23 protein-coding genes are annotated in these 25,046 nt (G+C 65.3%); 4 read left to right on the top strand and 19 right to left on the bottom strand.

Annotation, left to right across the window (positions count from 1 at the left end):
- Window positions 1-150 precede the first annotated feature (150 nt).
- Window positions 151-1,083, top strand: coding sequence for a hypothetical protein (locus BST42_RS14340; protein WP_083119582.1), 933 nt, complete (start codon window positions 151-153; stop codon window positions 1,081-1,083).
- Window positions 1,084-1,101: 18 nt separating this feature from the next.
- Here the strand turns inward: BST42_RS14340 and BST42_RS14335 are convergent, their stop codons facing one another.
- From BST42_RS14335 to BST42_RS14285, 12 genes are all read right to left on the bottom strand, one after another.
- Complete coding sequence (locus BST42_RS14335; RefSeq protein WP_083119580.1) at window positions 1,102-1,554, bottom strand: nuclear transport factor 2 family protein; 453 nt, start codon at window positions 1,552-1,554, stop codon at window positions 1,102-1,104.
- A 19-nt stretch (window positions 1,555-1,573) separates the two neighbouring features.
- Window positions 1,574-2,356 carry an SDR family NAD(P)-dependent oxidoreductase gene (locus tag BST42_RS14330; RefSeq protein ID WP_083119578.1) on the bottom strand — a complete coding sequence of 261 codons (783 nt, stop codon included), beginning with the start codon at window positions 2,354-2,356 and terminating at the stop codon, window positions 1,574-1,576.
- 35 nt (window positions 2,357-2,391) lie between these two features.
- Window positions 2,392-3,468 carry a hypothetical protein gene (locus BST42_RS29045; protein WP_110918599.1) on the bottom strand — a complete coding sequence of 359 codons (1,077 nt, stop codon included), beginning with the start codon at window positions 3,466-3,468 and terminating at the stop codon, window positions 2,392-2,394.
- Window positions 3,455-4,492 carry an alpha/beta hydrolase gene (locus BST42_RS29040; RefSeq protein ID WP_110918598.1) on the bottom strand — a complete coding sequence of 346 codons (1,038 nt, stop codon included), beginning with the start codon at window positions 4,490-4,492 and terminating at the stop codon, window positions 3,455-3,457. The genes BST42_RS29045 and BST42_RS29040 overlap by 14 nt, the downstream gene beginning before the upstream one ends.
- Window position 4,493: 1 nt before the next feature.
- A complete protein-coding gene (locus BST42_RS14320; RefSeq protein WP_083119575.1) occupies window positions 4,494-5,357 on the bottom strand; it encodes an SDR family NAD(P)-dependent oxidoreductase in 864 nt (287 codons plus the stop codon).
- Entirely contained in the window at window positions 5,354-5,839 is a 486-nt protein-coding gene (locus BST42_RS14315) for a nuclear transport factor 2 family protein (RefSeq protein WP_083119573.1), read from the bottom strand. Before BST42_RS14315 ends, BST42_RS14320 begins: the two co-directional genes overlap by 4 nt.
- 72 nt (window positions 5,840-5,911) lie before the next feature.
- Entirely contained in the window at window positions 5,912-6,976 is a 1,065-nt protein-coding gene (locus tag BST42_RS14310) for an acyl-CoA dehydrogenase family protein (protein ID WP_083119570.1), read from the bottom strand.
- Window positions 6,973-8,115: an acyl-CoA dehydrogenase family protein gene (locus tag BST42_RS14305; protein WP_083119743.1), complete on the bottom strand. Its 1,143-nt coding sequence runs from the start codon at window positions 8,113-8,115 to the stop codon at window positions 6,973-6,975. The genes BST42_RS14310 and BST42_RS14305 overlap by 4 nt, the downstream gene beginning before the upstream one ends.
- 8 nt (window positions 8,116-8,123) lie before the next feature.
- A complete protein-coding gene (locus BST42_RS14300; protein ID WP_083119568.1) occupies window positions 8,124-8,900 on the bottom strand; it encodes a crotonase/enoyl-CoA hydratase family protein in 777 nt (258 codons plus the stop codon).
- Complete coding sequence (locus BST42_RS14295; protein ID WP_083119565.1) at window positions 8,897-10,321, bottom strand: aldehyde dehydrogenase family protein; 1,425 nt, start codon at window positions 10,319-10,321, stop codon at window positions 8,897-8,899. The genes BST42_RS14300 and BST42_RS14295 overlap by 4 nt, the downstream gene beginning before the upstream one ends.
- A 26-nt stretch (window positions 10,322-10,347) precedes the next feature.
- Window positions 10,348-11,454: a zinc-binding dehydrogenase gene (locus tag BST42_RS14290; protein WP_083119562.1), complete on the bottom strand. Its 1,107-nt coding sequence runs from the start codon at window positions 11,452-11,454 to the stop codon at window positions 10,348-10,350.
- A complete protein-coding gene (locus BST42_RS14285) occupies window positions 11,447-13,054 on the bottom strand; it encodes an acyl-CoA synthetase (RefSeq protein WP_083119559.1) in 1,608 nt (535 codons plus the stop codon). Before BST42_RS14285 ends, BST42_RS14290 begins: the two co-directional genes overlap by 8 nt.
- 101 nt (window positions 13,055-13,155) lie before the next feature.
- Here BST42_RS14285 and BST42_RS14280 point away from each other — a divergent pair, with 101 nt between their 5' ends.
- Together BST42_RS14280 and BST42_RS14275 are read left to right on the top strand one after the other, a co-directional pair.
- A complete protein-coding gene (locus BST42_RS14280) occupies window positions 13,156-15,081 on the top strand; it encodes a flavin-containing monooxygenase (protein WP_083119556.1) in 1,926 nt (641 codons plus the stop codon).
- Window positions 15,078-15,965 carry an SDR family NAD(P)-dependent oxidoreductase gene (locus tag BST42_RS14275; protein ID WP_083119553.1) on the top strand — a complete coding sequence of 296 codons (888 nt, stop codon included), beginning with the start codon at window positions 15,078-15,080 and terminating at the stop codon, window positions 15,963-15,965. Before BST42_RS14280 ends, BST42_RS14275 begins: the two co-directional genes overlap by 4 nt.
- Window positions 15,966-15,980: 15 nt before the next feature.
- On the opposite strand, the gene BST42_RS14270 is transcribed toward BST42_RS14275, so the two are convergent.
- Entirely contained in the window at window positions 15,981-16,622 is a 642-nt protein-coding gene (locus tag BST42_RS14270) for a Dabb family protein (protein ID WP_308207471.1), read from the bottom strand.
- A gap of 446 nt (window positions 16,623-17,068) precedes the next feature.
- Between BST42_RS14270 and BST42_RS14265 the strand changes: the two genes are divergently transcribed.
- The gene (locus tag BST42_RS14265) at window positions 17,069-18,280 is read left to right on the top strand and encodes an NADH:flavin oxidoreductase (protein ID WP_083119548.1); all 1,212 of its coding nucleotides are present in this window, start codon (window positions 17,069-17,071) and stop codon (window positions 18,278-18,280) included.
- Here the strand turns inward: BST42_RS14265 and lipP1 are convergent.
- The 6 genes from lipP1 to BST42_RS14235 all read right to left on the bottom strand — a co-directional run bounded on the left by lipP1 (window position 18,257) and on the right by BST42_RS14235 (window position 24,959).
- Window positions 18,257-19,180 carry a LipP1 family hormone-sensitive lipase gene (gene lipP1 / locus BST42_RS14260; RefSeq protein ID WP_083119545.1) on the bottom strand — a complete coding sequence of 308 codons (924 nt, stop codon included), beginning with the start codon at window positions 19,178-19,180 and terminating at the stop codon, window positions 18,257-18,259. The two genes, BST42_RS14265 and lipP1, sit on opposite strands and share 24 nt — an antisense overlap.
- Window positions 19,177-20,022, bottom strand: a complete 846-nt coding sequence (locus BST42_RS14255) for an IclR family transcriptional regulator (protein WP_083119542.1) — start codon at window positions 20,020-20,022, stop codon at window positions 19,177-19,179. The genes lipP1 and BST42_RS14255 overlap by 4 nt, the downstream gene beginning before the upstream one ends.
- A gap of 190 nt (window positions 20,023-20,212) precedes the next feature.
- Window positions 20,213-21,682, bottom strand: a complete 1,470-nt coding sequence (locus BST42_RS14250; RefSeq protein ID WP_083119540.1) for an FAD-dependent oxidoreductase — start codon at window positions 21,680-21,682, stop codon at window positions 20,213-20,215.
- Window positions 21,679-22,587: a biphenyl-2,3-diol 1,2-dioxygenase gene (bphC, locus tag BST42_RS14245; RefSeq protein WP_083119538.1), complete on the bottom strand. Its 909-nt coding sequence runs from the start codon at window positions 22,585-22,587 to the stop codon at window positions 21,679-21,681. Before bphC ends, BST42_RS14250 begins: the two co-directional genes overlap by 4 nt.
- 11 nt (window positions 22,588-22,598) lie before the next feature.
- A complete protein-coding gene (locus tag BST42_RS14240; RefSeq protein ID WP_083119741.1) occupies window positions 22,599-23,780 on the bottom strand; it encodes an acyl-CoA dehydrogenase family protein in 1,182 nt (393 codons plus the stop codon).
- A 99-nt stretch (window positions 23,781-23,879) separates the two neighbouring features.
- Window positions 23,880-24,959 (bottom strand): ferredoxin--NADP reductase, encoded by a 1,080-nt coding sequence (locus BST42_RS14235; protein ID WP_083119535.1) that lies wholly within the window; start codon window positions 24,957-24,959, stop codon window positions 23,880-23,882.
- Between the last annotated feature and the right edge of the window lie 87 nt (window positions 24,960-25,046).

Below are 25,046 nucleotides of genomic sequence, written 5' to 3'. Positions count from 1 at the left end.
TCGGTGCTTGGCCGCTCCTCGCCGCGGGTCTCCCGCTGACCGGGAATCGCGCGGTGACGCGCGTTACACCGCCGATAGCGTACCTGTCAGATTCTGCCACACAGGCTGAATCTGACTATGCCTTGAGTCGACTGCTCTTAGGAGGATCCAGTGTCAACCGCTGCCGCAGAACCCGACACCACCGCCGATGATCTGAACTACGACGACTACACCCATGACTTCATGGGCAAAGTCGGCAACATCGGCGACTTCTCTCGCGACTTCCTCGTCGGATTGGCCCGCGTGTTCGAAGACGTCTTGAACTTCATGCCCTACGCGCACGTGAAGATCTACTCGGAGAAGGTGGGTATCAACGCGGCCATGGATGTCGCGGCCGAGGTCTCCAGAGCGGGGATGCGACAGGTCATGCCGATGGGCCGGTTCATCGCCCCTCCGGGTTGGGATTGGAAAGACGCTCAGTACCAGGCTATTCCGTTCGACGTGCAGACCGAGGACCTGACCAAGCCGGCCTTGATTCGGCTGATCAAGACGTATTGGGACCAATACCTCAAGGGACACAACTACTTCATCGACCAGTGGACCAAGATCATCCCCGAAGAAGAAGTCTGGTTGGGTCTGCCGGACATGTACCAGCTGATCATCGACTACCAGTACCCGAAGCTGGCGAAGGTCTTCAAGATCGAGCCCGTCCACGTCGTGGACTTCCTCAAGCTGGCGGTCTTGAGTATCGACGGCACCCTCGGATACGGCGGCGAGTACATCGTCTACAACCCGGACCACGTGGTGCTGAACATGCGCCGCTGTGAGGTGCTGCAGAAGTACACCGACGAGGGCCTCTATCCGCCGGCGCGGGCATGGATGAACTGCACCTTCGAGCAGCGCATCTCCGCACCGTTCTTCCCGGGCTGCAAACTGGCGATCAACCTGCCGCCCAAGGATTTCACGTTCGCACAGGGCGAACCCTTCTGTGTGTGGACCTACACCCGCGGGGAAGAAAACCACGCCGCAGCGGCGGCCGCACCGGATCCGCGCGCGACTGCCATGCAGCGCATTCCGCTCATGGATGTGACGGTGTCGAAATGAGTTGACCGAGGCGCGAGTTCAACGCGGTCTCTCGTCGAACACCTCAAGAGTGCCGACGAAACCGCGATTGATCTTCACCCGCTCGATCAGCTGCCATGATCCATCGGCGGTCCGCCGCCAGGCGTCGCGGTAGTCGCCGAGGGTGTACATCCGCGTCGCTGGATCGTTGGTCGAGTCCAGGTGAACGTCGCGGATGTAGGCCCGGCTGGTGGCCCGGTCACCCGAGACATCGATCACGACATTGCCGAGCAGGTGCTGGGTGACTCCGCAGTGGTCCAAGTAACCGCGGACGAGGCCGATGACAGCGGAGCGCCCAGTCACCCGCCCCGTGCCGAAATCGCCCTCGGCATCCTCGGAAAGGATGCGCTCCATCGCAGCCCAGTCCCGTTCGTCCATTGCTCGTGCGAAGAGGATCAGCGCGCGTTCGATGGCGCGTTCGTCGAGCAGGAGCGTCAGAGCATCTGAATCCATGCCGACGGTCCTCTCTCAGCTAGGCGTGCGCGCCGCCGTCCAGGCGGATCTCGGTGCCGGTGATGAAGGCACCGTCATCAGAGGCAACCATAGCGACCACCGACGCGACAGCGCTGGGATCACCAAGGATCTCGCTATCGTTGCCGTGAAGCAGTGGAGTCTGTTTGGCCCATAGGCCGAGGTCGTATCCTTCGGGCATTTTGTCCAAGGTGCTGTTGGCCAACGTCGTGGACACACCGCCCGGTTGGATGTTGACCGCGCGCAAACCCTGTTTCGCGTATTCCAACGCCAGCGAGTGCGTGAAACTGAGTATCCCGCCCTTGCTCGCCGCGTATGCCGCCATGTACGGGTGAGCGAAGGTCGCGGCGGTGGAGGTGAAGTTCACGACGACACCACGGCCCGACTTCAGCAGGGCGGGCAGTGCCTGCCGGGTCATGAGGAACGTTCCGGTGAGGTTGACCGCCAGTGTGCGGTTCCACTCGTCCAAACTGGTTTCGTGGGTATGTGAACAGGACTGAATGGCAGCGACGTTGATCAACGCCTCCAGACCGCCCATCTCCGTCACCGCCGCATCCACCGCGGCGACGACGTCGTCTTCGACCGAGATGTCGACGACGGCAGTGGTGAGGCGCTTGGCCGTGCCTGCATCCTCGGCGGCGGCGGTAGTCGCCGCGAGGCCGGCCGCGGAGATGTCGAACGCCGCGACCGCGGCACCCTCGTCGAGCAAGCGGGCTACGGTGGCGGCGCCGATACCCGATCCGGCGCCGGTGACAATCGCGCGCCGCTCTGAGAACCGATCCATCTCACTGTCCTTTTGCTGCTTAGGCCCTTTACTGCTCAGGCGAATTGGAATGCGCTGATGGGTGCCTCGTCCGGGTAGCTCGTCGGTCCGCCGAGATCGTATGCGGAGTTGAGGGCCGCAATGAACTGCGGATCGTGCAACGGCTCGCTCGGCACATCGAGTGTGATGCCCTTGCCTTTGAGGTCATCGACCATCATGCCGATCGCGCGTTCGATCGTGATGTCGTCGGTGCCGTCCATGTTCTTCTTCAGTTCGTCGAAGTCGGAGAACACTTCGGCCGACCAGTGCACCAGGAACCTCAGGTCGTCGGTGTGGTGCCGGGCGATGACATCCTCGCCGTTCTTCAGCAGCCATTGATCGCGGTCGGTGGGGTCCCCGGCGAAGACAGTGTCGAATGCCAATCCGGCCGGAACCTGTTGATCCAGTGGGCCATTGGCCTCACCGCGGTGCACCATCATCTCGTTCTGCACAACCACTCCGCGGTTGTTGATCGGGGGCAGGACGCGGGCGGGAGCCTTGAGCGGGCCGTCGGGCCAGTAGGTGAACCCGGATCCTTCGTCGAGGGAGAACCAGGTGATGACCTGGGCCATCTTGATCAGGTAGTCGGTGAACAGCCCGGACTTTCCCATCACGCTGCACAGCCAGGTCGGGGCGTTCTCGTGACGCACGCCGCGGAAGCTCGGCGAATCCAGGTGGCCGGGGTCGCGGTTGGCGCACGGCCCGTTGATGTTGAACAGCATCATTTCTGGCTTCGCGTACTGCGCGTTCCAGTAGCTCTTGGCGTGCCCGATGAAGTCGGCGTTGTAGAAGCAGTCGTGCAGCTCGGGGTAGAGGACGGTCCCGTAATTGGCCAGGTATCCGCGGAAGGTCGGAGTCAGGAACAGGTCCAACGAGGGCGTGAAACCCTCAGGGAACGCGCCGCTCATGGTCGCCATCAGTTCGTCGGCGGAAGCGAAGTGCTGGGCGATGATGAGCTTCCACGGCCCCTCGTCATGGACGACATCGAGTAGCCGCCGTCGTTGATCGGCGGTGTAGATGTCGGTGAGCTCACGGGGCGGTGCCACCGGACGCAGGATGTCGGACAGTTCCTGACGCTGCTCATCCGTCAGCATGATGATCTCCTTCGGTGGTGAGGCATTCGATTGTGGTGGTTGTCGAGTTGGACGATCTGACGAACGTCCGGTGATCGGGAGATCCGCTTTCGGTGCCGAGATGGCGGAATTTCGCGCGCAGCAGGGCACCGATCTCCGCGATCGCCAGACGGCCCCGCGCGGTGGCATCAGACCGCATCAGGAAGCCGTGGTACACGCCCGGGTAACGAGTGAGTGTCGTCTGCACGCCGGCGTCACGCAGCCGGCACGCGTAGCGTTCGCCCCAATCCCGGATCGGGTCGCACTCCCCGGTAACCACGATGGCTGCCGGCAAGTCGCGCAGATCGCGTGCATAGGCCGGGATTTGGTAAGGCTCCCGCGGCACCCCGGTTCCCTGGTCGACCAACTCGTGCATGTACAGGATGTCGTCGTGGCGCAGCATCGGCGCATCCGGCATCGAGGTGATCGACGTCGTGCCCATGTCCCTGTCCAGGCCCGGATAGAGCAACACCTGCACGGCAATCCTGGGGCCGCCGTGATCCCGCGCCGCCAGTGCGACGGCGGCGGCCAGCGATCCGCCCGCACTGTCGCCGACCACCGCGAGCCGGCCCGCGTCCAGGCCTAGGGTATCGGCTTGCGCCGCAACCCATTCGGTGGCGGCGTAGGCGTCGTCGAATTGTGCCGGTGGCGGAGACTCGGGTGCCAATCGGTAGTCGACCGATACCACGGCTGCGCCGCTGGCATGGGCCAGCTCGCGTGCCAGCGGTTCGAACGAGTGGTTGCTTCCCATCACCAAGCCGCCGCCGTGCAGGTAGACGAGCACGGGTGGGAAGGGCTCGGTGGTGGGCCGGTAGAGCCGAAGCGGGATCGGTCCTGCCGGACCCGAAGCCGTCAGATCGTCGATGCCCGCCATTGGCGGCATATCGGGCAGCGGCGCGGATTCGAGGCCGGACCGCACTGCGGTCAGTCCCCGGATGCGCATCGGGGGCAGCTCACCGAGAGAGGCGACGCGGTCGGCGGCGTCTGGATCGAGTTGGGGGAGCATGTCAGTTCTGGGCGGGGTCGAATCGGCGTTGGGTACGCAACCGAGGCGTCTCCTGGTTGGTCAGGACGCGGGCCCGCTCCGCCATCGCAGACCCGACGTAATCAGGCTGGGTGAGCAGATAGAACCGGCCTTCGACGGCCTGATCGAACACCACTTCGGCGGCCGCGATCGGATCCATGGCTTCGGCTTTGATGTCCAGCATGGCGGTTCGCTGGGCCTCGGCGGCACCGGCGTCACCGGAGTTCACGCCGCCTGCCGACTCAAAGATGTTGGATACCACCGCACCTGGCAGGACTGCCTGCACGTGCACATGGTGATCGTGCCCAGCGGACTGGACCTCGAGGTGCAGGCACTCGGTCAGCGCCAGCACGGCATGCTTACTCATGATGTACGGCGCCTGCAACGGAACCACGGCGACGCCGCCGATCGAGGACAGATTCCACACCCACGCGGGCGCGTCGGTGGCCATCATCCTGGGTAGAAACGCCCGAATCCCGTGGAAGACGCCACTGATGTTGATGTCGACGACGCGCTGCCAGTTGGCGACGGGGGTATCCCACAAATAGCCGAACTGTTCGACACCGGCGTTGTTCACCAGCAGACGCACATCCCCGACGTCGCGGTAGACAGCCTCGGCCAACTCTTCGACCGCGTCGGCGTCGCGCACGTCGCAGACCATGTCGACTGCCGATCCACCTGCCGCGGTGAGTTCTTCGCGCAGCGCCGCCACTGCTGCGGCGTCGACGTCGGCCAGGACCACAGTCATGCCCAGCCGGCTGGCCTGACGAGCCAGGCCCGCACCGATTCCCGCGCCGGCACCGGTGATGACGGCGACCCCGCCGCCGAAGGTCTCGCGTGCGCTCACGCGGGGGTGCTGGCGGAGGTGTTGGCGGTGTGCTGCGCCAGCGGCACGGAATCCTCGGCGTCGAGGATCACCGTCATCGAGGTGAACACCAGACCGTCGCTCGACCGGCGGATGCCTGCGTCGACGACGCCGCTGGATACGGCGAACGGAACGTTGTTGGTGATCTGGTTGACGAACAGATAGAACCGGACCGACGTCACGTCACCGTCGACACCGGTGCGGAAGATGTTGGTCGCGTGGTGGCGGCACGGGTACGGGTTCTCGTTGCGGTGCTCCATGAGCCACGCGCGGGTTTGCTCGCCGCCGTGAAGTTCGGCCGCGAGGAGATGCTCGAATGGGCAGTTCCCGGAATCCGAGCGGCTCAGGTAGTGCATGTCGTCGCCGATACGGGCGTCCACCTCGTTGAAGTGGCCCTGGTCGTAGTGATACCAGAACCCCGCGATGAACTCCTGGACCTCGGACAAGGCGATCTCGTTGCTCATGACGAGAAGTCAACCCCGGATGTGGCGCCGGTTACACCGCTGATGACCGTTGAGTGGAACACCGGGACCAGGTCAGCGACTATCGGCGATCAGGGCCCACAATCCCTCGGGTCCCGCAGCGGTTGCGGCGGCGGCGACCTGCTCGTCCCAGTGGCGCACCGACCCGTATTCGGACCGCCACGCCAGCGCTGCACGGGTGAATTCGTGCAATCGATGTTCCCGGGTCGTGCCGATCGCCCCGTGCACCTGGTGGGCGTTGCGGGTGACCACCGACGCCGCATGACCGGCGCAGGAACGCGCGGTGGCGATGAGGAAGTCGAGGTTCACCGAGTCCCATTCTGTTGCGACGGCGACGTCGAGTGCGGCCTCGGTGGCGGCCCGGGCGAGCGCGGCCTCGGCAGCGGCATCCGAGATGAGATTCTGGATCGCCTGGAACTTGGCCAGCGGGCGGCCGAATTGCACCCTGGCGGTCACGTGCTCGATGGACAGCTCCACGGCGCGTTCGAGTGCCGCGCACACCTGGATCGACCTGATCAGCGCCGCCCTGCGCATCAACCGTCCCACCAGCGCTTCGCTGACAGGTACTCCGGCGGTCGCCGCCAGCTCGGCGCGGACCGTGTCACGGGGCTCACCGATCAGATTGGCGCCCTCGGTCACGGACATCGTGGCGCGCTCGACGTCGGCCAGGCGGTACTCGTCGCCGGTCCACCACACCACCACGATCCGATCGACCTCGGCCGCCCACGCAACCGGTGCATCATGCTCGGCGTCGCGTCCCCGTAGGTGCACGGTGCGGACGGCATCGTCAAGCGGCTGGCCGGCGGCCTCCAGCAGCCAGCATGCCAACAAGTCGTGTTCGCCGACCGGAGTGCGAATCCCATGGCGTGCAGCGGCAGTCAGCAACACGGCGGCCTCATGCCAACCCGCACCGCTGCCACCCGACTGCTCCGATCCGGTCAGCCGCGCCAACCCGAGGGATTCGAGTCGGTGCCACAGAGCCCGGTCAAGGCAAGCGCGTCCGCCCGTGCCGTGCGAGGGTCCGCTCCGCTGGTGGTCGGCGAAGACGGCGTCCATCATGGCGACGAGGTCGGGGTCGACCGCCGGGACGGCGTTCGTCGCGAGGGGGGTCGTGGTCATCGAATGCCCAATCCGCGTGCTATCACGCCACGTAACACTTCGTTGGTTCCGCCGCGCAATGTGAAGCCGGGACGCTGGTCGACCGCATCCGCGACCAGTTCCACCCATTCGGCGGATTGCGTTGTACCGGAATCGGTTTCAAGGTCGGCGAAGTCGGCGACGTCACCTTCGACGGTCGTGCCCAACACCTTGACGACGGAAGCGGCCACATCGCAGCTCTCCCCACGTTGCAACGCGCCTGCCACTGCCGTCGACATATGGTGAAGCCCGGCGATGCGAGCCACCAGGCGGCCGAGTTCGCGATGACCCGATCTTCGCGGGTTGCCCGTGGTATCCACCGCGTGCGCGAGGAGCGGGAAGGTCGACAGGAAGCGTTCGGGGCCACTGCGTTCGAAACTCAGCTCCGAGGTGACCTGAGTCCAACCCTGTCCGATCTCACCGAAGACCATCGCGTCGGGGACGAAGACGTCGGAGAGGATGACCTCGTTGAAGTGATGGCCGCCGTTCATCGAGACGATGGGACGGACATCCACCCCAGGACCGTGCAAGTCGACGATGAACTGGCTCAGTCCGGCGTGGCGATGCGCGGGATCCGCGGCGGCGGTGCGGGCCAGCACGATGAAGGCGTGCGCACGGTGCGCTCCGGAAGTCCAGACCTTCGTGCCGGTCAGCGACCAGCCGCCGTCAACCCGGGTTGCCCGGGTGCGCACGCTGGCGAGGTCGGATCCAGAATCCGGTTCGCTCATCCCGATCGCGAAGAAGCACTCGCCGGCGACGATGCGCGGCAGGAAGTGCGACTTCTGTTGCTCCGTACCGTATTTGAGCAGCGACGGCACAATCTGCCGATCGGCGATCCAATGTGCCGCGACGGGAGCGCCCGCGGCCAGCAATTCCTCGGTGACGACGAATCGCTCGTGGAAAGAACGCCCGTGACCGCCGTATCGCTGGGGAACGGTCATGCCCAGCCAGCCGCGCGTGGCCAACGCCAACGTGAAGCCTTCATCCCATCCGCACAACCACGAGTCGATCGACGGGCGGAACGCGCCGGCGGCCAGCTGATCAGTCAGGAAAGCCCGTACTTCCGCCCGTAGTGCGCCCGAGGTGGCGTCGCTACTGACCGGTGGTACCAACCGGGGCATCGCGGTGGTCACGTCGTCCTCCACTTCGCGATCCGGCGCTGGTGCTCGGAGTCGTGGTGAGCCAGCGGCTGCATTGCGGCGGCCATTGCCAGAGTGGATTCCAGCGTTCCGGAGATGGATTCCTGCAGAAGCCGTTTGGCCATCCGCAGGGCGTGCGGCGGGTTGACCGCGATGCGTTCGGCCAAGGTCCGTGCTTCGGTGAGCAGGTCATCGTGGGGCACGACACGGCTGACCAAACCCCATTCGAGTGCCGTGCCGGCATCGATCCGGTCGCCGGTGAAGGTCAACTCCGCGGCCCGCGCGTACCCGACGGCACGCGGCAAGAACCAGGTGCCGCCGTCGCCGGGGATCAGGCCCAGCTGGACGAAGCTTTCGGCGAACGAGGCGCGCTCAGAGGCGATGCGAATGTCGCACATCATCGCCAGGTCGCACCCGGCACCGATGGCCGCACCGTTGACCGCCGCGATCAGAGGAACTTCGAGACGGCCAAGCGCTCGCGGTATCCGTTGGATTCCGTCGATATAAGCGCGGCGCTGGTCGATGGCATCCAACCCGAACATGCCGCGGCCGTCCGCCATGTCCTTGACGTTGCCGCCGGCGGAGAAGATCTTCCCGGCGCCGGTCAGCACGATCGCACACACGGCAGTATCGCGGTTCGCCGCATCCACAGCCTGCTCGAACGCGGCGATGACAGCCGGATCGGTGATGGCGTTGCCGACCTCAGGCAAGGTGATGGTCCAGACCTGAACTGCGCCTTGCGTATTGACGTCCAGCGGTGAAGTCATGCGTCCGCCCTGAGTTGCAGGGACTTGGTCTGCAGGAATTCCTCGAGCCCGAAGCGTCCCAGTTCACGCCCGATGCCGGATTTCTTGTATCCGCCGAACGGTGCGGCCGGGTTGTAGGGTCCGCCATTGATATCGAGTTGGCCGGTCTGTACCTGGCGGGCGAACGCGATCGCGGTCTCGTCGTCGGCGGCCCACACCGCGCCAGACAGTCCGTAGGGAGTTCCGTTGGCTATGCGCAGCGCATCCTCGGTGTCGGTGTAGGGGATGACTGCCAGTACGGGGCCGAACACCTCTTCCTGGCCGAGCTCGGATTCCGGATCGACATCGGCGAAAACTGTTGGAGCGAGGAAGAATCCCTCGTCTCGAACAGGTTCGGCGCCGCCGGTCAGCAGCCGGGCGCCCTCGTGGGCGGCCCGCTCGATGAAGCCGCGGACGGTGTTGAACTGCGACCGCGAGGCCGACGGGCCGATGCGGGTGGCGGGATCCCAGGGGTCGCCCACGGTGTAACGGGCGACGGCAGTCTCGATCTGGTCCAGTGCCTCGCCATAGTGCTTCTGTGGCACCAGCATCCGGGTCCAGGCCATGCAGGTCTGGCCTCCGTTGAGGAACGCATTGCCGACCCCGACCTTCACGGCGGTGCTAACGTCCGCCCCGTCGATGATCACATTGGCCGATTTGCCACCCAGCTCGAGGGCGACCTTCTTGATCGACTGCCCGGCCAATTCTCCGACGCGCGACCCGACACCGGTGGACCCGGTGAAGGACACGAAGTCGACGTCGGGGTGAGAGGCCAAGCGCTCACCGATGACCTGGCCCGGGCCCGACACGATGTTGATGACGCCGGGGGGCAGCCCGGCCTCTTCGCACGCCTCGACAAAGGCGAACACCGACAGGGGCGCGTCGTTGCTGGGCTTGAGCACGACGGTGCAACCCGCGGCGATTGCGGGCAGCACCTTCGCGACCACCTGGTACAGCGGGTAGTTCCACGGTGTGATGGCACCGACCACCCCGTATGGTTCCCGCAGCACCAGGGAGTTGCCGATGCGCTCCTCGAAGGCGAAACCATCCAGTGCGTCGGCGAACCCCTTGGCCACCGCCAACGGAACCTGCGTTTGAACCGTGGCAGCGATGCGCACCGGGGCGCCCATCTCCGCGGTGATGAGATGGGCGATGTCGGGCAGACGCTTCTCCATCGCATCGATCACGCGGTGGAGTCGATCGCGGCGTTCGTCCACGCTGATCAGCGGGTCGAATGCGCGTCGCGCCGCGTCAACCGCAGCGTCGACGTCCGCGGCGGAACCGTTGGGCACGTGACCGATCACCTTCTCGGTTGCGGGATCGATGACATCGATCACGCCGCTGCCGCCCGGTTTCACCCAGCCGCCGTCGATGAACAGCGTGGGGTGCTCGTAGGTGGGCAAAACGAATTCTCCTCCGGTCGTGATGGTCAGGGGATCAAGCTGGCCCGGATGTCCCGCTTACCGTCGGCAGCGGCGAACGCGTCGTTGATGTCGTCGAGCGCGTAGGACGCTGCGGCGAGCCGCTCGAATGGCAGCGAGTGCTGATGGCGGTCGAGGAATGTCAAGGCGCGAGACAGCACTGCCGGGTCATACAGCGACACCCCGACCATGGTCTTGTTAGAGAACACGAAGCGCGACGGATCAAAGGCGAAGGTCTGGCCGACGTTGATATTGCCGATCTCGACATAACGGCCGAACTGTCCCAGCATCTGCAGACCCTCCTCGATGGCCGACGGGTGTCCCACGACCTCGACCACCACGTCGGCGCCATGGCCGCCGGTCAACCCCCGAACCGCTTTCGCGCGATCTTTCGGCGTACTGATCTCGTTGAGGTCGAGCACGGTGTCGGCGCCGAACGCTGTTGCGAGTTCGAGTCGCTCGGACACCCCGTCGATGGCGATGACGTTCGCGGCGCCGCGCGCCTTGGCCACGGCGATCGCGTACAGCCCCAAGGCGCCTGCGCCTTGGACCACAACATGTTCGCCGAGCTGCATGTCGACGCGTTCCAGTCCGTACATCACCTGCGACAGAGCGCAATTGGCGCCAGCGGCGATATCGTCACCCACGCTGTCGGGCACAGAGTAGACAACCGCGCCGGCAGGCAGCAGGTAGTAGTCACCGTAGCCGCCGACGAAATAGGGCGGCTCGTCAGCGCGGCCCAGCATCGCCATCTTCAAGTTCAGGCACGCGTTGCGGCGGCCGGCCAGGCAATTCCTACAGGTGTGACAGCAGAAGAAGTAGGGAAACACCACGCGGGCGCCCTCGCCCAGTGGCTTGCCGTTGGAATCGGTCGATACGCCCGAGCCCAGTGCGGCGACAGCGCCGACCATTTCATGACCGAGAACCGTCGGCAGCTGGCCGCCGAGACCCCGCGTCGCGAACGTTCCGTGCCAGGCATGCACGTCGGACCCACAGATATTCGCGCGCAGAACCCGGACCAGGATTTCTCCCGGGCCTACCTCTGGAAGGCTGACGGTCTGGATTTCGAACGGCTTACCGGGTTCGTCAAAGCGCGCGATGCGGCCCTCATACACGTGGGGAATCCCTTTCGATATCGGTGATGTCGACGCTGAACCGCTGGCGCAGATCGCGTTTGAGTAGTTTGCCGCTCGGGTTCTTCGGCAGAGAGTCGACGAAGAACACCTGCTTGGGAGTCTTGAACCCGGCGAGGTGGTCGCGACAATGACTCAGGATCTCGGCTTCCGACGGAGCGGCTCCGGCTCGAGCGACCACCGCGGCGACCACAGCCTCCACCCAGACCGGGTGCGGAACGCCGAACACCGCCGCTTCTTCGATGCCGCTGTGCCGGTAGAGAACTTCCTCGACCTCACGGCTGGCGACGTTTTCCCCACCGGTCTTGATCATGTCTTTCTTGCGGTCCACGACATGCAGCAGACCGTGCTCGTCGTAGAAACCCAGATCCCCCGAGTGGAACCAGCCGCCGGAGAAGGCTTGGGCTGTGGTTTCCTCGGCATCGAGGTAGCCGAGCATCAAATGTGGGCTGCGGTGGGCGATTTCGCCCACAGTTCCGGCCGCGACGGGGTTATCCGACTCGTCGAGGATGGCGGTCTCGACATTGACGACCGGCCGTCCCGCTGCCCCGGCATGGGCATCCTGCTCGTCTGGTCCCAGCGCGGAGGCCAGGGGAGCCATCTCGGTCTGCCCGTAGAAGTTCCACAATCGGAGGTTGGGCAGCCGCTGTCTCATCTCGTACAGGATCTCGGTGGGCATCGGTGACGCTCCGTAATAGCCTTTGCGTAGACTCGACAGGTCCACCTCGTCGAACACCGGGCTGCGCAGCAGACTGATCCAGACAGTGGGCGGCGCAAAGTAATTGGTGACACCATGGCGCTCGATGGTGCGTAAGACCAGTTCGGGATCCGGTCGAGGCACGATGATGCTGGTGGCGCCGAGATAGATGTCGGTGGCCAGGAAATTGTCCAACTGGGCACAGTGATACAGCGGCAGGGAGTGGACTTCGATGTCATCGCCGGACATGGAGCCGGCCACGATAGTGCTGATGTACTGCCACATCAAGCTGCGGCTGCTGTGCATGACCCCTTTGGGCCGTGACTCGGTGCCGCTGGTGTACATGACCCGCAGAAGTTGATCGTCGTCGATGCGGACATCGGGGGCGGGGCTGGTCGTGGTCAGCCAGTCGGCGAAGTCCGACCAACCGGCAGGCGGGGACTGTCTGTCGGGTGTCAGCACAACCTTTGTGGTCACCGTCGGGCTGATCGCCATCGCCTGCTCGGCGACGGGCACCAGGTCGGTCTCGACGATGAAGGCGGAGGCCTTGCTGTGCCCGAGGATGTATGCGATCTCTTCGGCGGTCAGCATGAAATTGATCGGTACGAGCACAACGCCGGCGCGGGCAGTGGCGAACGCCAGCACTGCGTACTGCCAGCAATTGCGTGCCAACAGCGCAACCCGATCGCCCGGGCGCACGCCGTTGTCGTGGAACGCTCCGGCGGCTCGGTCCACCAGGTGATCGAACTCGGCGAAGCTCAGCACCACGTCACCATCGATGATGGCGGTCTTGTCCGGCTGCTTGCGTGCCGACCGGCGCGGGATGTCGGCCAGGCTGTGGCTGCGGGCACGGGCGATGACCGCGGCGAGGTCCTCAGAGTGCATGAGCGCCACGGTAGGCAGGTCGACCGCGGAAGTGGTGGTTCGTCTCCCGCTCAGTAGACACGCGGGCATGGAGGGTGGCGACTCCGTCCGATACTCGACGCATGACCGTTACCACTGAATCGTCGTCATCGGCAGACAGCGCACCGGATCCGGCTGTCCTGCGCGCGCATCTGCGTCAGGCAGACCCCGGCGTTCTGGTTGCGGTGCTCGCCCAGATGACCGGTGACGCATCGGTCGTGGACCGGTACGCCGGCAAGATCGACCACGTCCCGGACCCGCCGGAGCGGGCAGGCACCACCGATCCCGCCACCGCCGATGCGCTGGCTGACGAGATCATCGCCGCGCTCGGTCGACCCCGGCCGGCAGGCGCGATCGCCGCGGACGACCGTGAGCTGTTCGCCGCCCTGTTGCCGATCGCGCTGGGCACCGACGTCGACGACGAACAGGTGGATCTGCTTCTCGAGCAAGGCGGTTTCCGACCCTCGCAACCCACACTGCCCAGGACCACGCCGATCCCCTCGACGATGACGATGGCGATCATCGGGGCCGGCATCGCCGGCATCGCGGTCGCGCTGGCCGCGGCGGAGGAGGGCGTGCACTTCCAGATCTACGACCGCAACAATGAGGTCGGTGGCACGTGGCTGACCACGACGTACCCGGGCATCGGCGTGGACACGCCGTCGGCGTACTACTCGCTGTCTCGGGAGGTGAACCCGGACTGGTCCAACTACTACCCGGAAGGTGCCGAATACCAGGATTATCTGGTGGCCCTGGCCGACAAGCACCAGTTGCGCCGCCACATCCGGTTCGGTACCGAAGTCGAAGCGCTGTGGTGGGACGAGCAACGCCAGCAGTGGCAGATCCACTCACGCGCCGCCGACGGCGTCCGAAGCGTCGACTACGCCAGCGTCGTCGTCACGGCGGCCGGGTACCTCAACCGGCCCCGCTTCCCGGACATCAAGGGGCGAGACACCTTCTCCGGAACCAGCATTCACTCAGCACTGTGGGACCCCACCCTCGACCTCACCGGGAAGAAGGTGGCCGTCATCGGAGCCGGGTGCACCGCCGTGCAGATCGTCGACGCCTGTGTCGACGAAGTCGATCACCTCACCGTTTTTCAACGGCAGCCGCACTGGGTGGCACCCCGCAAGCGCCTCTCCGATGAGGTGCCCGAGCACCGGCGCTATCTGGGCCGGGTGCTGCCGTTCTACGCCATGTGGCACCGGCTCAAGTCGTACTGGGGCACAGCAGACAACAACTATCCGATCATCCTGCAGGATCCCGAGTGGTCGCAGACGCACTTGTCGATCTCCCCGGCCAACGACGTCTTGCTGCAGATGTGTCTGGACTATATCGACCGCATGTTCGGGGCTGGAACGGAATTGGCGCGCAAGGTCACACCCGACTTCGCTCCCTATGGCAAACGCATCATTCGCGACCCTGGTGGCTACTACGCCGCGCTGACCCGCGAGCATGTCGATGTCGAGGCGAGTGAACCCGCCGAGGTGAACTCTGACGGAATCGTGACTGCCGACGGCCGCCAGATCGACCTCGACGTCATCATCTATGCCACCGGCTACCATCTCGACTTCTTGTCCACCGTCGACATCCGTGGCCGTGGCGGCAAGACGTTGGCGGGGGAGTGGGGGGACAGTCCCCGTGCTTACCGAGGCGGAACCGTTCCGGGATTTCCGAATCTGTTCATCACCTCGGCCCCCAACTACAGCCCAGGGCACGGAGCGGGGGCCAACTTCTCCATGGAGGTTCTCGCCCACTTCATCGTGGAGTGCCTGCAGCTCATGGCCTTACGCGGCGCATCGACGATCGAAGTGACCGAGAAAGCGTTCGAGGAGTACGTCGCCGGTATCGACCAGGCGATGCAACGCACCGTCTGGTGCCACACCCCGAACGCCCACACGTACTACCGGTCGGAATCGGGTCGCGTCGTCGTCGCCACCCCGTATCGACTGGTCGACTTGTGGCAGCAGCACCGGGCTCCCGTCGAAGAGGACTTCGTCCTGCAATGAGTCAGATCCTTGCCGGCAAGACGGCGTTGGTGACCGGAAGCAGTCGTGGGATCGGGCGGGCGATCGCCCAGCGGCTTGCCGCCGAAGGCGCGACCGTCGCGGTCACCGCCCGGGCCTACACGCCCTCGCCCTCGCTTCGGTCCGGGAACACCGAGGCTTTACCCGGCACCATCGAGGAGACACTCGCACTCATCGACGACGCGGGCGGGCAGGCTTTCGGTCTCGCCGCCGACCTGGAGGATTCCGCAGCGCGTGACGGGCTGGTGGATGCGGTGGTGGAGCGCACCGGCCGTATCGACATCGTGGTCAACAATGCGGGATTCGCCGACTATTCAGTGGTCGAAAACATGTCCCTGGAGACGTTCGACCGGACCGTCGAGCACTATCTGAGAACACCGTTCGTGTTGACGAAAGCCGCAGTGCCCCATATGCGTCGACAGGGGGCGGGCTGGATCGTGAACATCGGCTCGGTCACCGGGGTGTCACCGGTTCGGCCGTACCGCGACTACAACAAGACCGCGGGCGACGTGATCTACGCGTCGTGCAAGGCCGCGTTGCACCGGTTCACCCAAGGCGTCGCGGCCGAGTTGCTCGACGCCAATATCGCGGTGAACTGTGTCGGCCCGTCCACGGCGGTGCGCACTCCCGGTGCGGCGTCGCTGATTCCGGACAGTTTCCCCACCGAGCCGGTCGAATACCTGGCCGAGACCGTCTTGGCGATGTGCCACCTGCCTGCCGAGCAGCGCACGGGCCTGGTGGCCTTCAGCTTGCATTACCCGTGGTCGCAACATCTTCCGGTGCATTCGCTGGACGGGCTCACCGCGTTGCCGCCGCTGGAGCCACCGGCGACGGCGAACCCGAATATCGCGCCCGCCGGGATCTGAGGAGCCGGCTGGGCTTCAGCTCAGGACGGGTTGGTCGGTTCGGCAGAAGCTGTGGCACACGCGGTCCCGGACGATCATGTCTGTCGTCTCCGGATCGAACCAGCGATCCACCACGGCCCAGTGGATGGGGTGCATCAGGTAGGGCCCCATCAATCCGTCGACGTCGGTGAACTCCTGCTCGAAGACATGAGTCCAGCCTGTGGTCCCGACCGCCTCATCGACGGGGCTCAATTGCCATGCCCGGATGGTGGACACATATCTGGGCATCATCGCGAGTTCGTGTTCGAATGCGCTGACCCGGTCCGCGGGGACCTCCGGCGGTACCCGCAGTAGCAACGCTCGGTACACCGTGCCGGTACCCCGACGCAGCGGAGTTCCCCGGTACGTCACGCCGTTGACGTTGGTGATCGCCGGATCGCGAAGCGCATCATCGAAATCGCTTCGGGCCCAGGCATTGAGGTCCGGAAACCGAAGATGCACGAGGATGTCGCCGCCGTTGCGTGATCCCGCATCCGTCGGTTCGACCAGTGCCCGCAGCGGGTCGCCGGCCTCGGCTGCCGTCCGTAATGCGTTCAGTACCCGAGGGCGCTCCGACTCGACAACGTCCAGTAACCGAGTGACAGCCACCGTCGGGCTTCCATTGCGTGCAGCGGGCATCGGTTCCAGGGTCTCGGTGTGATCGATATCGTGGCTGCGCGTCGCGACGCTGCGGCTGCGCTCGACCACCAGCTCTGAAACGCCCTCCCACCAGCGAGCGACCGTAGGATCGGGCCGAGCTCGCCAGGTCATCTGCCACCACGCCTGCGGGCTGGGCAACGACCAGGTGATCGTGACGACGTTGGGGCGGTCGTCGAACAGTATCGCCGGGCTCACCAATACATCGCGCAACTCCATGCCTCGATCCCGTGCGCCGGGGGCGTACCCGGACAGGTAGGAGTCGACGAAACTCTGTGCGCAACCCGGGGCGGTGACCACGCGGTCGACGATGAACACCTCGGCCATGATCGCGACGCTACGGTCCGTGGCCGCGGTGTTCCGCAGCAGCTCCCGGCCAACGGGAAACCACCGTTGACCGCACGTGGTGACGGCGCGATCGTGATCCGATGAGCGATGTGTTCAGCCCGGCGCGGCTTGGACCGGTGACCCTGCGTAACCGAGTGATCAAGGCCGCGACCTCCGAGGGACGCTCGCCATCCGGTGAGGTCACCGATGACTTGATCGCGTTCCACCTGGCCTTCGCAGAAGGCGGGGTCGGCATGACGACAGTCGCCTACTGTTGCGTGTCACCCCAGGGCGCCAGCGCGCCGGGTCAGATCGTGATGAGCAACGCGGCGGTTGGCGGTCTGCGCAAACTCACCGACGCCGTACACGGGGCCGGAGCAGCGATATCGGCGCAACTCGGGCATGCCGGAGTGGTGGCGCCGCGAAAGCTCACCGGCGTCACGGCGGTGGCCCCCAGCCGATTCGTCAATCCGACGTCCATGGCGTATTGCCGCGCCATCACGATCGAGGAAATCCACACCGTCATCATGCAATTCGGTCACGCCGCGCAGGTCGCAATCGACGCCGGATTCGACGCGGTCGAGCTGCATTTCGGCCATCTCTATCTGCCGAGTTCCTTTCTCAGCCCGCTCATCAATCGGCGCAAGGACTCCTACGGCGGCGACATCGACAACCGTTCGCGGCTGGTCCGCGAAATCGCCCAGCACGTCCGTGAGGTGACGGGCGATCAGATCGCAGTGATCGCCAAACTGGACATGGATGACGGCCTGCCCGGCAGCATTTGGATCGACGAGGCACTACGGACCGCACAGCTTCTCGATTCGGATGCCACCCTGGATGCGCTGGAACTGACCCAGGGTTCGTCGGTGTACAAGCCGATGTACCTGTTCCGGGGGGATGTGCCGGTCAAGGAGTTCGCCGGGGTCATGCCGCCTGCGCTGCGTCCGGCCGTTCGGCTGTTCGGCAAGCGGACGATGGGTGTGTATCCATACCAGGACCTGTACATGCTGGATGCCGCGCGCCAGTTCGTGCCGCTGATGCGCAATACCAAGCTCATCCTGCTTGGCGGTATCACCGAGCTCGAGCACTTGCAGACCGGGCTGGCCGAAGGTTTTGACTTCTTCGCGATGGGCCGGGCGCTGTTGCGTGAACCTGACCGCGTCAATTCAATGATGGCCCAACCTGATTCGCATAGCCGGTGCAACCACAACAACAAGTGCATGGTGACGGTTTTCGGCCGGACGCACTGCGTGCTCGACCCGGTGCAACGATACGGTTCGGCGGTGCCGTCAGCGTCCGAGCAGCTCACCTAACGAACGGGCCGCATCGCGGCGAGCCTGGTGGGCCAGGTCCAGCATCGGCATCGTCATGAAACCGTGGATGCCGCCCTCGAATGAGCACCGCGTGGTCGGCGTCCCCGCAGCCGCCAGTGCATCCGTATAGGCGACCCCTTCATCGCGCAGTGGATCGTGGCCGGCCAGCACGACGACGGCCGCCGGCAGACCGGTCAGATCCGCCTGCAGCGGCGAGGCGTACGGATGCTGACGGTCTTCGACCGCCGGCACGTACTGATCCCAATACCACTGGAGCGCCGGGCGCGGGTTGTAGTAGCCGCGGCCGTAACGCCGGTAGGACTCGGTGTCAAAGTCGGCGGCGATCACGGGATACAGCAGCAACTGCGCGGCGATCGACACGGAGTCACGATCTCGCGCCATCAACGTGGTGACGGCAGCAAGGTTGCCGCCTGCGCTGTCCCCGCCCACCGCGATTCGGCCGGGATCGCCGCCCAGTTCCGCGGCATGCGCCGCTGCCCACCGGGTGGCGGCAAAGACGTCTTCGGCAGCGGTGGGCCATCGGTGTTCGGGGGCCAATCGATAGTCGACCGAAACCACCACGGCAGGAATCGAATTGGCGAGGTTACGACACAATCCGTCGTGACTGTCGAGGTCGCAGAACACAAATCCGCCACCGTGGGCATATACGAGTATCGGCAGTGGCTCGCCGGACTCGGGCCGGTAGATCCGCACAGCCACGCTGCCACCCGCGACATCGATCTGGCGATCCATGACGTGGGACACCGGTTCGGGGTTCGGGTTCGGCACAAAACGGGCGCGGATCGCGGCGCGCGCCTCGGCGCCCGTCATCGTATGCACGGGCGGAAACCCCGAGTCCAGGGTTTCGATCAGGCCTGCGATCTGAGGATCGAGAGTCACGCCGGCTGCAACGAAGCCGAATCCCGTCCCATGGGTCGGGGAGCGGGGCCGACCCGTAGCGGGCGCAGGGACTGCAGGGTGGGCGCAACACGGTCGGCGCCGTCCTCAGCACTGCGCCAGATACCCATTGCCGTCATTCTCACCGGCGCGACCAGTCGGTTGTCGAAGGCCATCCGGTTCATCGGCCCGCAGACCGAGACCGCGGCCACCGCGTGACCGGCCGGGCCGATGGGCGCGGCCACACAGCCGAAGCCGGGCAGCGATTCCTCGCGTTCGAACGCCACGCCGTGCGCGCGGATCTTGGCCAACTCGGCGACCAGTTGAGGAGTCGTTGCGATCGAGAACCGGGTCTTGCGGTCGGTCAGATCGACCTCCGTGATGTGGTTGTCGGCGAGGATCGCCTTTCCCACCGCCGTACAGTGTGCCGGCTGACGACCGCCGACCCGGGTGGGAATCGCCCCGCCCATGTGATCACCGATCTTCTCCAGGTAGACCACATCGGACCCGTCGAGGACCGCAAGGTGCACAACCAATCCCGTCGCTCGGTGCAGGTCACGCAACAACGGGATGGCGGCCCGGTGAATGCGGTCCTGGTGCAGAGCCAGTGATCCGAGCTCGACCAGCCGCATTCCGAGTTCGTAGTCGCGGCCCTCGCGGCGCAGCCAGCGCAAGGCGACGAGGCGCTCGAGCATGCGATGCGCGGACGACCGCGGCAGGCCCGTTCGGCGAACGATCTGTGCGAGTGTCAAGCGGCCCGGGCCGTCGAAAGAATCAAGCACCAGCGAAATCCGGTCAATGACGGCGCTGGGCGTCTCGCCCGCCTTCTCGACAGCCATTGTCATGAGGGCCTCCTAGTTTTCAGCGGCATGCCAACCAGGCATATGACTATTAGTAATATACTTTTAGCACAGTGATGTGCTCGCTGTCACATGAAACGCCGAGGAAAGTTGAGGGTCACCACAAGAGCTCACGGCGGGGCGTGGCACGCACCCACCACTGCGAGGCGGGAGAAAAGAGATCAGCCTGATGGAGCTACGCGCTCGAGGCCGCACGACCGGCGCGACGGCCGTAGAAGCTGCCGTCACCGAGTGAGATACCGCTGGCATAACCCCACGCCGCAAGCCCCGCGGTACAGCGCCCCGCCGCGAACAGTCCGGGGATGGGGTTCCCGCTGACATGCAGTACTTCGCCGTCCAACGAGGTCATCAGTCCGCCGAGCGTGAAACCACCGCAGCTCGCCCGCAGGTCGATCGCGCCGACCGGGTTACCGACGGGCTTGATCCACTCCGGCTTCTTGTGCAGCAACGGATCCTCGCCGCGCGCGGCCGCCTCGTTATAGGCGCCGATCGTCGCTTGCAGGGAGCCGACCGGGAGACCGATCTCGGCCTCCAGCTCGGCGACCGTGTCGCACACCCACGTCGCGGGCCGCTTGAGGAACGGGGTGGCCGATGTCGCCGCCATGGCTTCCTCTTGTGCGTCACCGTCGATGATCAGGTAGGCGGTGTCCTCCTGCCGGTACAGCGTCAGCTGCCCGATGCGCCCGGAGTACATGTCCTCGGGGACATACCGCTGGCCGAGGCCGTTGACGAGAACACCGCGCACGGTCTGCTGCGGATCGATGAGGAACGCCACCTCGGTGGCGTCCATGTGTGCGAGGTCAGCGCCGAGTGCCTGCGCCATCCGGATCGCGCGGCCGTCGTGCTGTTCGATGGAGGCGGCGGGACGTCCCGCGATGGCCGGTGCGAACTGTTTGACCATCGACTCGCTGTAGGCGAAGCTGCCTGCGGCCAGCATGACCCCGCGCCGGGCGCGCACCCGCACCGTCTCGCCGTATTGTCGCGCCACCACTCCGGCCACCCGGCCATCGGATTCGACGACCAGCGTCTGCACCCGCACGTCGTAGACGGCTCGCACGCCGAGCGACGTCGCGGTCTCGACCAATGGCTTCATCAACATGAAGCCGCCGCTCTTCTCGCCGGCGACTTTTCCCGTCATCTGCGGGATGTGCCCGCGCGGAGCGGGTTCGGCGATCGTGTTGAACGGGTAGGCGTTCTCGCCGCCGGTGAACATCAGCCCCTGGTCGCCGGGCGGCTCCCAGCCGGGCTCTCCCCAGAACTCCGGCTTGAACGGCACACCGCACTCGGTCAGCCACTCGAAGTGCTCCAGGCTGCCGTCGCAGTAGTCCGCGATGCGGGCCTCGTCAGCGCCCGGCCCCATCGCGACGTTGAGGAATGCCGCCATGTTCGACGGCGAATCCTCGAAACCACAGGCCTTCTGGATCGGTGTGCCGCCGCCCAGGTAGATGAACCCGCCGGCCATTGCCGCGGCGCCACCCCAGGATCCGGTGCGCTCCAGCACCAGCACGTCGGCACCTGCACGCGCCGATTCCACCGCTGCCGCCGCACCGGCGATGCCGTAGCCGACGATAACCACGTCGGCCTCGTGATCCCAATGGTCGATCGACGATGCGGGGACCGGGCTGACGTCATCTTCGACTGTCATGGACGCATGGCCGCCGGAAGGTCGGACACCCACTGATGTCCCCAGTAGCTGTCGGCGGTGATTTCCTCTGCGGTGTAGTACATTTCGTCGACGCGCATCCCTTCGGTGCCGAATTCGATGTCCCAATCGCCGGGCGCGCGCACGTAGAACGACACCATCTTGTCGTTGGTGTGCCGACCCAGGGTCGACGATAGTGCAAAGCCCTCCGCGTTGACCCGATCTAGCGCCTGACCCACTGCGTCGAGCGAGTCGACTTCGACCATCAGGTGGATCAGTCCGGGATCGCGAACTGTTTGCGCGGGGCAGATCGCCAAACTGTGGTGACGTTGGTTGACACCCATGAACCGCACCCGGATCGGTCCGAATTCGGGCGGCGCGGGGACCCGGAATGCGCCGCGGGACTTGAACCCCAGGACGTCGGTGTAGAAGGCGAACGCGCCGTCGACGTCGAGGGCGGGCAGCACGACGTGGCCCAGTCCCTGATTGCCGGTGACGAAACGCGCGCCGAACGGGGTCACGACAGGGGAGTGGTCGAGGACCGCGCCGTGGAAGACCTCCAGCGAGGTTCCGGCGGGATCGTCGAAGGCGATCGCTTCCTCGACACGCCTGCTGTCTGCTTCATCCAGCGACAGTTGCTTGAATGCAACCCCGGCGGAATCGAGGGAAGTTTTGACCCGCTCCAGGTCGGCGTGGTCGCGCACCTCCCAGCCGACCGTGACGATCTTGTCCACATCACCGGGCACGACGATGATGCGCGCGGCTCGTTCGTCCATCCGCAGGTACAGCGCTGACGCATCGGAACCCTGGCCCTGGGCAAAACCGAGGACGCCGAATGCGAAATGTCGCCAGCGTTCGATATCGGAGGCGGCAACGGTGACGTAGCCCAGGCCTTTGATCAGACTCATGCTTCTCCGCCTCAGATCATCGCCCGGAGCGGGCCCTGCGGGTCCACGCCCAGCGAGCTCAGGGCGGACGCGTGGTAGACCGTTCCGGGAACGTGGATCGCGTGCGCCTGCCCGACGTGCACATCACGCCAATACCGTTGCAGCGGTTTGTCCATGCGTGCAGCATTGCCGCCGCACCGCGCGAAGATCTCGTCGACCGCGGATACCGCGCGCCACACCGCGCGGACCTGGGTACGGCGGCCCGCCGCCCGGTCCTCGAAAGACACCTCCTTGCCTGCGTCGACCAAGTCGTAAATGCGGTCGGCGTTGGCGAGCAATTCCTGACGGGCGGCGTTGATGTCGGCGGCGGCCTCACCGATGGCATACATGACGTAGGGGTCGTCCTTGATCGCTACTCCGCTGGCGCTCACGCGCTCCCGCTGATAGTCCAGTGCGGCGGCGAGTGCACCTTCGGCGATGCCGATGGTGGCCGAGGAGATACCCAGCGGGAACATCGTCGACCACGGCATCAGGTACAGCGTCTCGGTCATGCCGGCTTCGCGCTGAGCGGTGCCATCCATCACTTTCATCGCGTCCATCGTGCGGTAGGACGGCACGAAGGCGTCCTTGACGATGACGTCCTTGGACCCGGTGCCACGTAGTCCCACCACATTCCAGGAGTCCTCGACGATCTCGTAGTCCTTGCGCGGCAGGACCATGTGCAGCATCTGTGGCGGCATCAGGGGGTTGCCGTCGGTATCGCCGAGCATCGCACCCAGGAAGATCCAGTCGCAGTGGTCGGTTCCGGAGCTGAACTGCCAGCGGCCGTTGAAGATGTAGCCGCCGTCGACCGGCCGGGCGATGCCCTGCGGGGCGTAGGGCGAGGCCACCCAGGTGTCGACGTCGTCGGCCCAGATCTCCTCGGCGACCCGCGGGTCGGCATAAGCCAGCTGATAGGGATGCACGCCGACGACGCCGTTGATCCAACCCGCGGACGGGTCGAGCGCGGCAGTGGCCATGACCGTCTCAGCGAATTCGCGAGGATGAACTTCCAGCCCGCCGTGGATCTTCGGTTGAAGCAGGCGGATGTTGCCCGCCGACTTCATCAGCTTCACGGTCTCGTCGGTCAGCTTGCCGGCCTTCTCGCCCTCAGTTCCCTGGCCGCGCAGTTCCTCGGCGACCTGGCGCACCCGGTCGATTACCCGCTCAGTCATCATCTGGTCCTATCGTCGCTGGGTGCCGTCGATGGTGTACCGGTGGGGCGGGGATTGCGGCAATGGTTCCCGGTCAGCGGAAAGCTGCTGTCGGCAGGCTCAGAACTCAATGTGCAGATCGTCGGAGACCGGCCGCGCCTGGCAGGCCAGGATCAGACCGTCGGCAAGATCCTCGGGCTCGAGAATGTCGCAGGTGGCCATGTCCACCTCGCCGCGCACCACGGTCGCAGCGCACGACCCGCAGCGGCCCTCCTTGCATGAGTAGGGCACGTCGACGCCTGCGGCGATCATGGTGTCCACCAAGGTCGCTCGTCGCGGCCACCGCAATCGGTGGCTCTCGCCGTTCAGGTCGAGGAGCACGCTGGCGACGTCAGCATCGTCGGGACCGACGTGCGACGCAGCGACATCGTCGGTGAATGGGTCACCCGACAGTGACTGGAAGATTTCGAGGTGGACCCGTTCGCGTGCCATGCCCGCCTCGGCGAGTGTGTCTTTGACCATCGCCATGAATGGCGCAGGCCCACAGATGAACGACTGCAACGTCGCAGAACCTGTCAGAACCGTTTGGGTGAACCCACTCATCTGGGCGCGAGTGGGAAGACCTTGGACGGATTCCAGCCAGTGCAGCACCGTCAATCTCCCGGCGTACCGCGCGGCCAGTTCGCGCAACTCGTCGGCGAAGATCACCGAGCGTTCATCGCGGTTGGCATAGCACAGCACCACTCTGCCCGTACCCGCTGCCAGCACGGATTTCAGAATCGACATGACAGGCGTGATACCGCTGCCTGCCGCCCACAGCAGGAAGTCCTCATCGAGGTCGGCCGGAGTGAACACCCCCGCAGGCGGTAACACTTCGATGGAGTCGCCGGCAGATACGTTGTCGCACAGCCAGTTCGATGCGTACCCGTCGGCCGTCCGTTTCACCGTGACCTTGGGTGCGGAATCGGTGTGCGGCGAGCTCGCCAGCGAATAGCACCGTGCCACCGACCCGGTCTGCCTGCTGGGTACTCGAAGCGTCAGGAACTGTCCGGGCCGATAGCGAAACCGTTCACGGTGGTCGTCGGGGATCTCGAACACCAGCGACATCGCGTCGGTGCCCTCCGGTATGACATCGGCTACCGTCACCATCACACCCCGTCCCGGGATGACCACTTCACTGCCGTTGTCGACGTTGGACATGGGATCGATTCTCCGGCGCGATGGCCGGTAGTCGCCGTCTTGGCGTCCGGTGACCGGGAGGGACCTCGTACGGAAGTCTCAGGACCG

The organism is Mycolicibacterium rhodesiae (assembly GCF_002086695.1).
Taxonomy (GTDB): Bacteria; Actinomycetota; Actinomycetes; order Mycobacteriales; family Mycobacteriaceae; genus Mycobacterium; species Mycobacterium rhodesiae.
The sequence above is the reverse complement of the archived record's forward strand: the minus strand, read 5'-3'. Positions and strand labels throughout refer to the sequence as shown.